The organism is Levilactobacillus hammesii DSM 16381 (genome assembly GCF_001434395.1).
Lineage (GTDB): Bacteria > Bacillota > Bacilli > Lactobacillales > Lactobacillaceae > Levilactobacillus > Levilactobacillus hammesii.
The window spans coordinates 52725-66519 of the sequence record NZ_AZFS01000059.1 but is presented as its reverse complement, the minus strand read 5'-3'; the positions used below and the strand labels follow the sequence as shown (position 1 = coordinate 66519).

Genomic DNA, 13795 nt, shown 5'->3' with positions numbered 1-13795 from the left:
GCATGTTAGAACGTTATACCCGACCAGAGATGGGGCAAATCTGGTCCTTAGAGAACCAATACAAGTCTTGGCTAGCCGTTGAAATTGCCATCGATGAAGCGTGGGCGCAGTTAGGTGAGGTTCCCGTCGCAGATGCCCAGAAAATCCGGGCCAACGCTACCTTTGATGTGGACCGGATCGCCGAGATTGAAGCCGTCACGCACCATGACATGGTGGCCTTTACGCGCAATGTTTCGGAATCATTGGGTGCCGAACGAAAGTGGATTCACTTTGGGGTGACCAGCACGGATGTCGTGGACACGGCACAGGGCTACCGATTGAAGCAGGCCAACGTTGTGATTCGCGAGAGTCTAGTCGCGCTCATTGCGACCCTGAAGAAGATGGCGCTTCGCTACAAGGAGACGGTCATGATTGGGCGGACGCATGGGGTTCAAGCGGAACCCACTACCTTCGGCTTGAAGATGGCCCGTTTCTATGAAGAAATGCAACGTAACTTGGTTCGCTTTGACCGGGCCGCGGCCGAAGTCGAGACTGGCAAGATCAGTGGGGCGGTGGGGACGTTTGCCAATGTGCCACCAGAGGTTGAAGCCTTTGTCTGTGAGCAACTGGGCCTCAAGCCGCAGCCGATTGCCACGCAAGTCCTGCCGCGGGATCTTCATGCGGACTACATCGCCACGTTGGCCCTGATTGGGACCAGCGTTGAAAACATCGCGACCGAGATCCGGGGCCTTCAGCGCTCGGAGATTCATGAGGTTGAAGAACATTTTAATCCCGGTCAAAAGGGCTCATCCGCAATGCCGCACAAACGCAATCCGATCGGTTCGGAAAACGTTACGGGATTGGCGCGGGTACTACGGGGAACCATGGTGACGGCCTATGAGGATGTCAGCTTGTGGCACGAACGCGACATTTCCCATTCATCGGCTGAACGCATGATCCTCCCAGAAAGCACGACGTTATTGGACTACATGTTGCACCGGATCAATCGTATTTTGACCAATTTGGATGTCTTCCCAGAAACCATGAAGACCAACATGGGCCGGACGTATGGCCTGATTTACAGTCAACGCCTGCTGTTGAAACTGATCGAGGCGGGACTCAGCCGAGAAGACGCCTATGATCTGGTTCAACCCCTAACGGCGCAAGCCTGGGATCAGCAGATTCAGTTCCGACCATTGGTGGAAGCCAGTGCCGAGATTACGGTGCGCTTAACGCCAGACCAGATTGAAGATGCGTTCGATTATCACTATCACTTGCGACGGGTGGGTTACATTTTCCACCGGTTAGGCTTAGACTAGCACGCGACTTATAGGAGGAATGGCTCATGAAGACGACCTATTCACTGACTGACGCACAGCAAAACTTTTTGACGTTAATGCAAGCAGCCAACACCGGTAATCCGGTTAAAATTGAATCGGCAACGGGCAACCAACCAGAAGCCGTCCTCCTCAGCGCGGCCAGTTGGGCAGCTATTCAGAAACAGCTGGGAGATCAAGCAGAAACGGAACAGCATCATCGCGCGGCCCTGTACCACGCGTGGGGCCGGTTATAATTAGCGCGTTTCGGCCAGATATGATCAGTATACAAAAAGATCCGCACCGTCTCGGGGAGAGAGCAGTGCGGATCTTTTTTGAGGAGTGAGGTCACTTAGGGGGAGTGACACTCAGTTTAGAGGAGTTGGTTAGGCTTGAGGGAACCTAACCAGGGATCAATTCTCTTAGGGGGAGAGAATTGAAAAAGGGATTGGATATAGAATTGAGTAGTAACAGTTATTGGCTAATTACTATGATTATTACTATACCCGGAGTTTGTGAATAGAATCGGGCGAAACCTGTGACGACTTTTTGATCATTTATTAAAGGAAGTCTAAACGTGTGAAGATTTTTTAGTCTTTCTCGTCAAAGTACGTTTGCAGAAATTCTTCCACGTGTGCCTGGTAACGCGCCGGATTGATCCAAAAACTCTCCGCGTGGGAGGCGTTCTTCACAATCCACAACTGCTTCGCCGCATGGGTCGCCGCGTAATTCTCGTAAGCCATCCCCACGGGTACGTAAACGTCCTTTTCGCCGTGAATGAAGAGAATCGGCCGCTTGTTCTTTTTGAGCTGGTCGGTAGCGGTGACGTCGCCAAGGTAGTAGCCGAGGCGGCGCTTAGAAATCGTACTGACGAGGGGTTCAATCGGATATTTTGGCAAATGAAATTGGCGTTTCAAGAGGTAGGTCAGCTCGGCTTCAATGCTGGAGTAGCCACAGTCGGCGATGATAGCCTTGACCTGTGGTGGCAACGTTTCACCCGACAGCATTTCCATCGTGGCGCCGCCCATGCTGACGCCGAACATTAAGATCTTTACGTCGCGGTCGGACCGGTCGATGACCTGTTGAATCCATTGCAAGTAGTCCAGCCGGTCTAGCCAGCCAAAGCTAATGTATTTACCGGCACTCTCGCCGTGCCCGCGATCGTCGGGCAACAGGACGTTAAACCCCAGTCGGTGGTACATTTGCGCAAAGTTCGCCATCGTTTCGCCATTGCCCTTATAGCCATGAGAAATAATGACGGTGCGATCGCTAGGGGTCTCGGCGGGGATGTACTCCGCCACCATCCGGTTGTTGGGATCATGCTCGTGGAGGTACCACTTTTCCTTGTCGACGGCTTGATACCAGTTAACGTAGGCGTAGTAAGCATCCGCATATTTTTGTTTATCTGCGGAGGTTTCCGGGACGTAATTGACCCGCTTAAAAGCGAAGTTAAAGAGCCGTTCGCTGGCAACCAGCGAGGTCGTCGCGATGCCTATCAGGGGCAGTGTCCAGGTCAACGTTTTCTTTTTCAATCAATCAAGTCCTTTCAATGGGGTTAAAAGCCAGGCTAACCATTAAGCGATTAGTCTGGCAGATGTGGCGTCCAACGTCAATTAATTATCTTAAATTCTACATTTGGAGAAGGCTGGCCGCCGTCGCCTCGGCAGACAGGAATTCCGCCTGCTGTGACGACCGGTGAAAGCCACAGAGCGGTCTTTCACCTCGACTTGAAGCCACGTAAAGTGCGACGCGTCTTCAAGCTCGTCTAGTGATGTAACCTGACCCAAAACGTCAGCTAACATCACGGTTACGGCTGGCTCCATTCCTGTCTGCCTTCGGCTATGGCTACACAACACTATTCCAAATCTACACGTTCATGTAGCCGTGAGGTCGCCAGATATGGGCTCAGGCGCGTCGTTCTGCTTAGTCGGCGGTGCTTTTCCGCTGGCTTAGCGGAAGGCCAAGCTTGTAGACTCGTGGTTTTCGAGGCTTCAAGTTGTGCCCGCACCGTTCCAGTCCATATCTGGCGACCGGTAAGGCGGATGCATGGACAATCAGCAGGCGGAATTCCTGGCAGCCGCAGGCGAATGGCCTATGACCAACCAAAAAGGGTTAGTCCAAGTAAAGACGCTTTAGGTCGGTGAGGTCGCGGGCTGAGAGGCCGAGGACATCGTGCAAGTAGTCCTTTGCCCCGCCGTACTGGGTATTCACAATCTTGGTGGCGGCATCGAAGTAATCGGGACTGACCGTGTAGAGGGCCCGCATGTTCGTGATAAAGGTGTCGCTCATCCCGCGTTGCTTGGCTTCCGCGCTCTGTTCGGCCACCCGTGAGGCAATCACGTCATTGGTCATCAGGTAGTCTTGGCGAATGACTTGTGGATCAACGCCTAAGGCGCTCAGGGCAAAGTACGCCCCCATCCCGGTACGATCCTTGCCGGCGGTACAGTGAAATAGCACGGACTGTGATGGTTGGTCGTTGGCCAGTAGCGTTTCAAAGAAGTCGTGGTAGGCCACTTGAGCGGACCGCAACGTCATCATTTGCCGGTAAACGTCCAGCATGTGATTGTGGCCGGATTGGTCGTCCTTAGAGAAGCGTTGTTCCAGCTGGTCTTGCGTGGCGGAGGCGTCCGTCTCGTCGTCGGCTGGGAAGACCGGTAAGAAGTGATATTTTACGCCGGCTGGTACCTTGTCAGGCGACTGGATCTGTTCGTCCTTAGAACGGAAATCCACATCGGCCACGACACCGTAGTCAGTAAGGTGCTGTTGATCTGCGGGGGTGAGGTTAGCCAGTCCAGCAGTCCGAATCAATTTATGCCATTTAACTGTGTGCCCGTCGATCGTGGGGTAGCCCCCTAATTCTCTGAAGTTGAGGCCTCCAGTCACGGATAAAATTCGGTTGTTTGTCATTAATTTTCCACCCTTTCGTGTCAGTTGCTACGCGTTCTATTCTAACGGTTTTTCGAGAAATTACCTAGTAATTGATTCTGAGGGGGGCGTTTTGCCGCTAAACGCTGTATACTGGCATAAGAGTAAAAAGCATGAGCGTTAAGAGAATGGTGAAGGCAAAAAGATAGGGTGATAGTCGTGAGTTTGCGTGGGAAATGGTTACTCTTCAAGACCCAGCATAGTCAGCTCAAACAGCAGATGCAGCAAGCATTTTTACAGCCTAGTCGGCAGAACCAAGCCGTCGTGCCCCAGAAATTCCCCCAGGCCATCGTGACCAAGGAACGGGAAGTCTTCGGCGGACGGATTCTGACGGCGGGGTCCGGCGCACCATTGCCCCAACACGTGATCTTACTGCATGGCGGCGCGTACACCATGCAGGGGACCACGGGCCATCGTAAGTTAATGGTGGCCTTGATCCAACAGGCTAATCTGCGGGTATCCTATGTCGATTACCCCCTGGTTCCCGAAGCAACGGTGGATCAGACCGTGTCGTTTGCGATGAATGCCTACGATTACCTGCGGGCGCAGTATCCGGATGATCAGTTCTTCTTGATGGGCGATTCCGCTGGCGGCGGGCTGGCCTTGACGGTGCTCCAACAGCTGCAGGAGCATCAGGAGCCCTTACCAGCGGGGACGGTGTTGATTTCACCGTGGACCGACCTTAGCATGATGAATCCCGATCTGAATGTCGCGGCCAAACACGATCCGTTTCTGACCTTAGCGACGTTAAAGAAGATTGGGTTCAAATATGCGGGTGATCGGCCTGTTACCGACCCAATCGTGAGTCCCATTTATGGGAATTTCGACGATCTGGGGCCGATCATGTTGTATTACGGCACCAACGAGCTGTTGCGGGCCGATGACCAGCGCTTGCTTCAGAAGTTGGAAGCCGCGGCGGGAACCCCGTTTACGGCTCACGTGATGAAGTCCATGCTTCATGACTACATTCTGTGGCCAGAATTACCGGAATCCAAGAGAACTTTTAAAGAGATTAAGCAGTTTATTCTGACGGGAGAGTTGGCTTAGACTGGCTGGAGGGTGATCACAAAAGGTTGTGGTCGCCCTTTTTTGATCCTGTTAAACGGGGACGGTGGGTCATTGTTCCCGCGTATTTTGCGCCTAGGGGGCGTTTCACCAGGCATCACCATCAGAGAACAACGAAAGAAGAACCGTCACCCAATCTTTCGGGTGGCGGTTCTTCGGGTTACTAGTGTTTATTTAAATGGGGTGACCAATTGCTTATTTCCGGTAATGTAGCCACCGGCCACTTGGTAACGCAACGTATCACTCTTACTAAAGTTATTGGCGTTGGAGTAGTTCCAGCCAGTTACCTTAAAGGTGGCGTGATCTTGCTTGGTGTAGTGTCGGTTGCGTTTCGTCAGGTTGACGTTGCTGTAGCGATTCAGTGCGGCCTTGGCTTGGACACGCTTGGGCCTCGTCTGCTTGCCGGACTGAACCAGGAGCTTATTGGCAGTGATGTAGCGGCCGTTGCTTAAGACAAAGCGGGTCGTCAGGTTCTGGTTCACAATCTTCTTAACCTTCAGAACCTGTCCTTGCTGGTAATGGGCCTTCTTGCTGGTCAGGTTCTTCTTGCCATAGGCATTGATGCCCTTCGGATTAATGACCGTGATGGTCTTGTGCTTCGTCGCGTAATAAACCCGGGTGGTGTACTTAGCATTGGCAGTCACGTAACCGGTCTGGCCGTTGGTCTTGCTGTGGTGGTTGACGTCCTTGACCTGGTAACGCTTGACGCCGTTCTTAGATTTGGCATAACCCGTCACCACGAACATGGGCCGGTTGATCCGAGATTTCTTGGCGTACCACTGTTTGCGCGCCTTGTTGGTGAAGGTGGCCTTCTTGTAGAGACCAATCTTCTTGGTGGCGTAAATTACGGTTCCCTCAGGGGCAATCGTATCACCGTCACCACCACTAATCAGAACGGCGGAATACGTATAGGTCACGGACTTAGCGGTACTGCCGAAGGTGCCGGATTCTTCACCGGTAGTCTTGGTGACCGCGTAGCCATCGATGTCGAGTGGGGTTGTCCGGTAGCTGTCCCCTAATTTACCGGTTAAGGTTTTGTCGGGCTTGAGTGTTTTACCCTGGTCATCGACGTAGTGGACGGTGACGGGTTGGCTGGTGGTCGGTGTCGGATCGGGTGTTGGGTTAGGTAACTCCGGTGTGTCTTCATACCAGAAGCTGTAAGCGAACAAACCCGATAGGAGCAGGCCACTTAATTGGTAGGTGCCATCGGCTTGTTTTTGTATAAAGAAAGAGAGTGGCTTCTTGTATAGCGCGACCATCTGGCGATAAGTGGCGTCAGGATCAAGCTCACCGAGTTCTTCCGTGGTGTAGTGTTTATCCAAGTTGGAATTACCGGCAAAGCCTTTCAATAGGTAGGGACTTTGTAAATGGTAGTATTCTTCGCCGTGATCAAACACGCCATCCATTTGTGGCAATATCTCTTCAGAGTTTGGCATCTTTTCAAGTTTCGGTCGAAGGGTCTTGAGATACTCAGCGTTGAGGGTCGCGTAGTCGATCTTTCCAGTCTGTTCCTGAGCAATGCGACTAATGATCCAAGCTTGAAAATAGAATGAATTCCCCACATTGTCCAAGGCTTCTTCCTTAGTTGTGTCGCCCATCTCACCGGTTTCTAGTTGGAGGTCGATAAATGGTTTATCATGATCAAGCGTGTCAAATGCAGTGAGCACATCAGGTACTTGTGCCCAAAAAGCGGGATTTATATCCGGATGATCTGCCTCCAGCTTGGCCATGTAGTCTGGATCGTTGATTTGTTCAGCGGTCAATACGGTTGGCATATTTGGATAAAGGTAGATTTTGACATTACCTTCTTTGCTGCTAACCAGCGTATATGGCAATTCTACAGAACCTGCTTTGAAGGCTGTATTGTTGTCTGCGGTCTTAGTCGTGACCGTAGTTGTGTCCGAAGTGCCCGTGCTGTCCGCGTGAACCACGCTGGGACTGATAACTCCCCCAAAGAGAATCAAGGCTAATCCGGCCGTTATGAGTGTTCGTGTCGTCTTAAGCATTTAGCTCACCCCTTATACTTTATACTTATTCATTAGAGAGCAGTATACCATAATTGTGGGCATTACATAACTCCGAAATGCCATTCTAAAAGCAACTGTATCGCTTTCATAAAATACTGAATTTATGAAAACTGTTGGAAAAAGTAACCGCACACAAGTTGATTAACGGAGTAATCGGCTGATATGTCAAATAAGAAAAGGTTCATACGAGTAACGGCTTGTCGAAATACTTAGTCAGAAAGCTCGGTGCTTCAATGGATTTGGACGTGATATGTCCTTGGCCAAAATGATTAATGGGGATGTTAAATAATGTTTAGGGCATTGACAATTGTTGGCAGCATCAAAATGGTGAACCAGTTAGGACATATACTGTCCCAACCGGTTTTAGTGGCGAAAAAAAGTTCTTTTTCATTTTAATGTTAAGTCAACCTTTTAACAAAGTGATCTTTTCTTGTGGGCTAGCCATCAGCCAGTTGGTCACGCAGGGGAAGGGCCCGTTGATTAAGTACCATCTATTTGAACAGCTTATGGCGGCCAAAAAAAAGAGACTCGGCCGCAAGCGGCCAGAGTCTCAAATCAGATTAAATTTAAAGTTAAACATCCACGTGGTGCTTCAATCGTGGGAACATGTGAACATCGGACCAACCCATGACGGCACCCTGAGCAACCAGTGCCAGGATCGTCCCGAAACCAATCGCGTGCAGCTGACCCGTGAAGATGTAGGACAGCACAATGATAGCGACGGGCGGGATGTAGCTGGTCCACTGCGCGATGATGGCCGACCCCTTCAAGAAGCGGAATCGCAGGATATAGGCCAAGTCATCGTTCGGGTGCATGATGATGTTGCAGCGTTGGTAGATCGACACGGCGACCGCTACCCCGAATAACCCAATGATGTCGACGATCACCCGGCCGGTCAGGTTGAGTGAGTTGACGCCAATCCAATTCCAGAAGTAACCGATCCACTCGACCAGATAACTGAAGGGAATGATGTACAGGATGTTAGAGACAAACCGTTTGCGGTCAAAGTGGCCCAAAAACAGTTGGTTCATGATGGTCACGACGATGCCGTAACCAAATAACGTGGTGCCTAGGGGCACGTGAATCCAGTTGGCCAGGTTCACGGATGACCCGGTCCAAACGGCACTCCCGAGGTTGGTTGAAATGGTCAGTGCGTTGGCAGCAGAGTTCAGAAAAATGGAGAACACTAAAAAGCGCATGCGTTGCCCAAAATCTTGCATCTTTGCCACTGCTCGTCACCCTGCCTTTCTTCCATATAGTCTCTAGTGTAGTTTAATTTTGGTGCAATGGGAAGCCATTTTCACAAAGTCGCGGTGCGTTTTGCTGCACGTTGGACAAAGTTGGCGAAGATTTGCCGGGATTCTTCGTGATGTTTGTACATGTTTTCGGGATGCCACTGTACCGCTAAAATCTGGTCGCTGTCCGGGGATTCAAGCGCTTCAACCACGTGGTCATCGGCAGTCGCCGTGACGCGTAGGCTAGGCGCAACGGCCTTCACCGCCTGATGATGGCGTGAGTTCACGTAAGGCCTTGGGCCAACCAGGGTGCTGAGCATGCTCCCGGGGGTGACGGTCACGTGGTGGCTGGGCTGATTGCCCATGGCGGCCTGACTGTGTTTGATCCGAGCATCGGGATCTTCACTGAGGTCTTGGTAGAGGGTGCCGCCTAAACCGACGTTGATCAGCTGTAGGCCGCGGCAAATTCCCAGAATGGCCTTACCGCTGGCAACGGCTTGTTTGAGGAGTTCGACCTCAAATAAATCCCGCTTCCGGTAGGTTTTGCCCAACCGAACGTGGGGCTCTTCGTTGAAAAAGGTAGGATCGACATCCGCGCCACCGAGGAACGCGATGCCGTCAAAGAGGGGCAGGTATTCAGCGACATCGGTGGGGTCGACGCTGGGTAAGATAATGGGGAGGCCGCCAGCTTTGACAATGGCCTCCACGGCGGGGCGGGGCGCAAAGGCCGCGTTCCGTTCGTTAATGATATTGGTCGCTTCGTCGAGGGTATCGGCGGGTAAAGCAATCCGTGGGCGCATAGCGTCGCTTCCTTTCAGAATTTAATTAATCAGTTAGTGATCAGTATACCCGTGATACGGCGCGTTTGTCACGCACATTTGGGCCCGACTGACGGGGGATGACAGCGGTATCGGTCGGTCAAAATATATTTTGACAAAATAGTTCACAATTTTTTTGAATAATCCTACAATAGAATAGTAGACAAAAAAATAAAGCGAGGTAAACATGATGACAGAACGGCAAGTGATTCAAGAAATTTTGAATTCCGAAGCGATTCTTTACAGCTTTGAAAACGTCGATGAGGATTCAAAGGAATACACGCTTTTATTGCAACGACAAGACAAGGACGTTCGGCCTGTTGAGGAGTTAAACGACGAAATCAAGAAGTATTTCGAAAGCGCTAACTTCGACTACAAAGAACAACTGAATCCCGAAGGTGAGGGCGACATTCGCTTGGTAATCAAGCGGGTTTAATCTTTACATATTCACAGTTATGGTAGTGAATCGGGCGTATCAAATCTTAGAATTACGAGAGTTTGGGTGAAAGCCCAAGCTCTTTTTAAATGGCCAGCTGAATGCCCTGACTAACCTGCGGCTGCCAGAGATTCCGGCTGCTGTGGGGACCGCCTGCGGCCTGAGAAGCGGTCCTCCGGCTCGGTTTGAAGCCCGGCAGAGTTCACCGGTCTCCAAACACGTCCCACGCTGTAAGCCGATACTCGGCTAACACCGTTGTCACGGCTGCCTACATCTCTGGCCTCCTCCGGTTAAGCTAGTCTTTGACTATGCAACTAGTTTGAACACGTTGAATGCCAGTCTTTAACCCAAACTTAGTCAATCGTGTTTGACGGCCACCATGTACCCGAGAGTGAGTCAAATTTGGATTCAGCCGTGGGATCTTCCAAGTGACTCTCTTGGAAAATGGCGACTTTGAAACGGGGGCTGTCGGTTTAAAGCGAGGTCAGAGACCGTTCCTTCAGGCTCCCACTGTCCTGCCCACCGCGTTCCAGCTCAAATTTGAGGAACGGTAAGGCGGCAGGAATCGTCCATGCTGCCCTATATTAGTCGAATGTTACGGGAAGCCTTTGCTGGTTTCCAGCGGATGGATTCGGTAGAATAGACGGTATTGATTTCGGAAGACTGAGGAGGCACCAGACGTGACATTAGAAGAGTTATACCGCACGATGGCAAAGGAGATGGGGCCACAGCCCTGGTTAAAACCGGGAACCCCGTGGGCGGAGACGCCGGTGGAAATCATGTTGGGCGCCATCTTGGTGCAGAACACCAACTGGCGCAACGTGGAACCATCGTTAATCAATTTGAAGGCACAGACGGGGTTCGAGCCCGCTAAGCTTCGGGCCTATACCGTGGACACCTTGATTCCGGTGATTCGCAGCAGTGGGTTTTACCAACGTAAGAGTGCGGCTATTTTGGCACTGGCAACCTGGTTGGGAACGGCCGATGATGATTTGACGGCACTGAAGCAGCGGGATGGGGCCAGTCTACGCGCCGATCTCCTGAGCATTACCGGGATCGGCAACGAAACGGCCGACTACATTCTGATGTATACGCTGGATCACGGGACGTTTATGGTGGACACCTACGCGCGGCGCTTGTTCACGTGGTTGGGGGCAACGATGCCCAAGACCTATCCGGCGTTTCAGAAGAAGGTCATGGGCCAGCTCGACTTCGGCCTGGCGGACTACCAGGAGTTCCATGCGTTGATTGATGAGTTCGGCAAACGTGTGAAGAGCGATGCGGACTTTGCGGCTTCCTTCCTGGCGGGGCAACGGCTGGTGGTTTAAGCCGTGGCGCCCTCACAAAACTTAAGAAATTGCCAAGCGCTATCATGGCCGATACAAAATCTGGTCTTTTCGACCGGGGTCGTGCTATGATTAGTGAAGTGAAAATTGGAACCGCTTCCGATTCGAAAGCAGTTATGGAGGGAGTCAATACATATGGCACTTAAAAAACCGGAAGATTATATCTTGGCCATTGACCAAGGGACCAGTAGTACCCGGGCATTAATTTTTGATCACACCGGGCGGAAAGTCATCGAGGGTTACAAAGAGGTTCCCCAGTATTATCCGCACGCGGGCTGGGTTGAATCCGATGCCAACGAGATTTGGAACAGCGTCTTATCGGTGATTGCCAGCGCCCTCATCGACGCGTCCATTCATCCAGAAAACATTCAAGCCATTGGCATTAGTAGCCAACGGGAAACCACGATTGTGTGGGACAAGATCACGGGCGAACCCATCTATCACGCCATTGGGTGGCAAAGTCAGCAAACGGCCAGCCTAGCGAAAAAGCTGGCTGCGGACGGCCGTACCAAGGCTATCAAAGACAAGACCGGGCTGGTGCTGGACGCGTACTTCAGTGCGACCAAGGTGCGGTGGATTTTGGATCACGTCCCGGGTGCCCAGGAGCGTGCCGAAAGGGGCGACCTGTTGTTTGGGACCGTTGACAGTTGGTTGGCCTGGAAACTGTCCGGTGGTAAGATTCACGTGACCGACTACAGTAACGCTAGCCGGACCATGTTGTTCAACATTCACGAGTTGAAGTGGGACCAGGACATCCTGGACTGGCTGAATATTCCGGCCGCCATGTTGCCCGAGGTCAAGTCCAGTTCCGAGGTCTACGGCGTGACGCAGAATTTCCAATTCTACGGGGTGGAAGTGCCAATTGCCGGGATTATCGGGGACCAGTCCGCCGCGTTGTTGGGCCAATTAGCCCTGGAACCCGGCACCGTCAAGAACACGTACGGTGATGGGGCCTTCGTCATGATGAATACTGGGGATGAACCCCGGGCTTCGGAACACAACCTGTTGACCACGATTGCCTATAAGATGGACGGAAAAGTCACCTACGCGCTAGAAGGGTCGATTCTGGTGGCCGGTACCGCGTTGGCCTGGCTGCACGAAAGCATGAAGATTATCAATAACGTCCCAGAGTCGCGGCAGGCGGCCATGGCCTCGACCGATGAGGATGAAGTCTATGTGGTGCCCGCCTTTAACGGGTTGGGTGCGCCGTACTGGGATCCCGATGCGAAGGGGGCCGTCTTTGGCCTATCGCGGGGAACCAACCGCAATGACTTCGTGAAGGCCACGCTCCAGTCGATCGCCTATCAAACGCGGGATGTCTTGCGCACCATGAAGCAGGACACGGGCATTGATATTTCCGAGTTGATGGCCGATGGTGGGGCATCCCGGAACCGTTACCTGATGCAGTTCCAGGCCGACATTATCAATACGCCGGTGCAACGGGCAGCCGACGAGGAGACCACGGCCATGGGGGCGGCGATCACGGCCGGTCTGGCTGTAGGCTACTGGGAAAATTTGGAAGAGATTAAACAAATTCGGAGTGCCGGGCACCTATTCACGCCCAACATGTTACCGGATCGCCGGGCACGCTTGTACGCCGGTTGGCAGCAAGCCGTGAAGGCCACGCGGGCGTTTAAACCGGATAATCAATAACCAGCAAAATAGAAATGGTGCAGGGGGTCAGTTCCGAAGAGGACTGACCCCTTTACTAGTACTAACGAAAAAAACCGAGAATCAGTCTCATCTTTTGACAAAGCGGCCGGTGATTTTAGGAGACACAAAAGGCGTTGGGCTCGGGGCCCAACGCCATATTTGGTGGTTAACCTATAAGTGTTCGTCGTTAGTTGCGGGATTCACAAATTTAACGGAGAGATCCTTGCCAGCGGCGGTCGCGATGTCGCGGAGAACCTTAACGGAGACATTCATCGACCCGGCCTCAATTCGCGCGATGGTTGATTGGGGCTTGCCCACTAGCTTGGCAAACTTGTGCTGCGAGAGGGCCGTTTCCTGGCGGAGGTGACGCACGGCAAGCGCCACCTCGGGATTGTCGACGTGGTGACGGGTCAACTGGTCAAGCTGTTCGTTGTCAGGGCCTATAGGCTGTAAAGCTTCGTAGTGACTAGTCATGGTAACGGGTTCCTTCCCAAATTGAAGTATCACAATGGTCCGTGGCCAAGCGCGTACGTTGGTGAATTAGGAAAACCAACATACACGGTTTAGTTGGACATGAGATTAATTAATACTATCCAGTTTAGCTATCTTTGGTCGAATTCGCAAGATTTCTTGTACAAAAGTAAGCGGACTGTAATATTAGTCTGGCTTCAAAAATGGCCATACCTGCCCTAGCAACAATAGTTGACTTGAAACTGGCAATCTGGCAGTTCCTTCGCCTTACCGGTCGGCAGATATGGGACTGGAACGGTGCGAACGCAACTTGAAGCCTCGAAAATCACGAGTCTACAAGCTTGGTTTTCTACTAAGCCAGTAAGAAGATCGCTTACTGACTAAGTAGAACGACGCGCCTGAGCCCATATCTGCCGACCTCTCGGCTTACGTGGTGTTCTGAGACGACTGGGTTAATGACGGTTATAGTCGTTATTCGTTGGACCAAAAACACCAAGCCGCCACTTTTCCAACTGCTGGCGTGG

General features: G+C 52.0%; 12 protein-coding genes. 6 read left to right on the top strand and 6 right to left on the bottom strand.

Annotation, left to right across the window (positions count from 1 at the left end):
• The first annotated feature begins 2 nt into the window (after window positions 1-2).
• A complete protein-coding gene (gene purB / locus FD28_RS07040) occupies window positions 3-1298 on the top strand; it encodes an adenylosuccinate lyase (protein WP_057734006.1) in 1296 nt (431 codons plus the stop codon).
• A gap of 26 nt (window positions 1299-1324) precedes the next feature.
• Window positions 1325-1552: a type II toxin-antitoxin system prevent-host-death family antitoxin gene (locus tag FD28_RS07035; RefSeq protein WP_057734004.1), complete on the top strand. Its 228-nt coding sequence runs from the start codon at window positions 1325-1327 to the stop codon at window positions 1550-1552.
• Between the two features lie 333 nt (window positions 1553-1885).
• On the opposite strand, the gene FD28_RS07030 is transcribed toward FD28_RS07035, so the two are convergent.
• Entirely contained in the window at window positions 1886-2827 is a 942-nt protein-coding gene (locus FD28_RS07030; RefSeq protein WP_057734002.1) for an alpha/beta hydrolase, read from the bottom strand.
• Window positions 2828-3407: 580 nt separating this feature from the next.
• The gene (locus tag FD28_RS07025; protein ID WP_057734000.1) at window positions 3408-4202 is read right to left on the bottom strand and encodes a tyrosine-protein phosphatase; all 795 of its coding nucleotides are present in this window, start codon (window positions 4200-4202) and stop codon (window positions 3408-3410) included.
• Window positions 4203-4379: 177 nt separating this feature from the next.
• Between FD28_RS07025 and FD28_RS07020 the strand changes: the two genes are divergently transcribed.
• Entirely contained in the window at window positions 4380-5267 is an 888-nt protein-coding gene (locus tag FD28_RS07020; protein WP_057733997.1) for an alpha/beta hydrolase, read from the top strand.
• A gap of 188 nt (window positions 5268-5455) precedes the next feature.
• On the opposite strand, the gene FD28_RS07015 is transcribed toward FD28_RS07020, so the two are convergent.
• From FD28_RS07015 to FD28_RS07005, 3 genes are all read right to left on the bottom strand, one after another.
• On the bottom strand, window positions 5456-7291 hold the full coding sequence (locus FD28_RS07015) for a DUF5776 domain-containing protein (protein WP_057733994.1): 1836 nt from the start codon (window positions 7289-7291) through the stop codon (window positions 5456-5458).
• Window positions 7292-7884: 593 nt separating this feature from the next.
• A complete protein-coding gene (locus FD28_RS07010) occupies window positions 7885-8532 on the bottom strand; it encodes a YczE/YyaS/YitT family protein (RefSeq protein ID WP_420806197.1) in 648 nt (215 codons plus the stop codon).
• An 80-nt stretch (window positions 8533-8612) separates the two neighbouring features.
• Window positions 8613-9347 (bottom strand): gamma-glutamyl-gamma-aminobutyrate hydrolase family protein, encoded by a 735-nt coding sequence (locus tag FD28_RS07005; protein WP_057733990.1) that lies wholly within the window; start codon window positions 9345-9347, stop codon window positions 8613-8615.
• A gap of 208 nt (window positions 9348-9555) precedes the next feature.
• Here FD28_RS07005 and FD28_RS07000 point away from each other — a divergent pair, with 208 nt between their 5' ends.
• The 3 genes from FD28_RS07000 (at window position 9556) to glpK (ending at window position 12800) form a co-directional block, all read left to right on the top strand.
• Window positions 9556-9801 carry a hypothetical protein gene (locus FD28_RS07000; protein ID WP_057733988.1) on the top strand — a complete coding sequence of 82 codons (246 nt, stop codon included), beginning with the start codon at window positions 9556-9558 and terminating at the stop codon, window positions 9799-9801.
• Between the two features lie 680 nt (window positions 9802-10481).
• The gene (locus tag FD28_RS06995) at window positions 10482-11129 is read left to right on the top strand and encodes an endonuclease III domain-containing protein (RefSeq protein WP_057733986.1); all 648 of its coding nucleotides are present in this window, start codon (window positions 10482-10484) and stop codon (window positions 11127-11129) included.
• Window positions 11130-11282: 153 nt separating this feature from the next.
• Complete coding sequence (gene glpK, locus FD28_RS06990; RefSeq protein WP_057733983.1) at window positions 11283-12800, top strand: glycerol kinase GlpK; 1518 nt, start codon at window positions 11283-11285, stop codon at window positions 12798-12800.
• 171 nt (window positions 12801-12971) lie between these two features.
• On the opposite strand, the gene FD28_RS06985 is transcribed toward glpK, so the two are convergent.
• Window positions 12972-13307: a helix-turn-helix domain-containing protein gene (locus tag FD28_RS06985; RefSeq protein ID WP_235806867.1), complete on the bottom strand. Its 336-nt coding sequence runs from the start codon at window positions 13305-13307 to the stop codon at window positions 12972-12974.
• Window positions 13308-13795 lie beyond the last annotated feature (488 nt).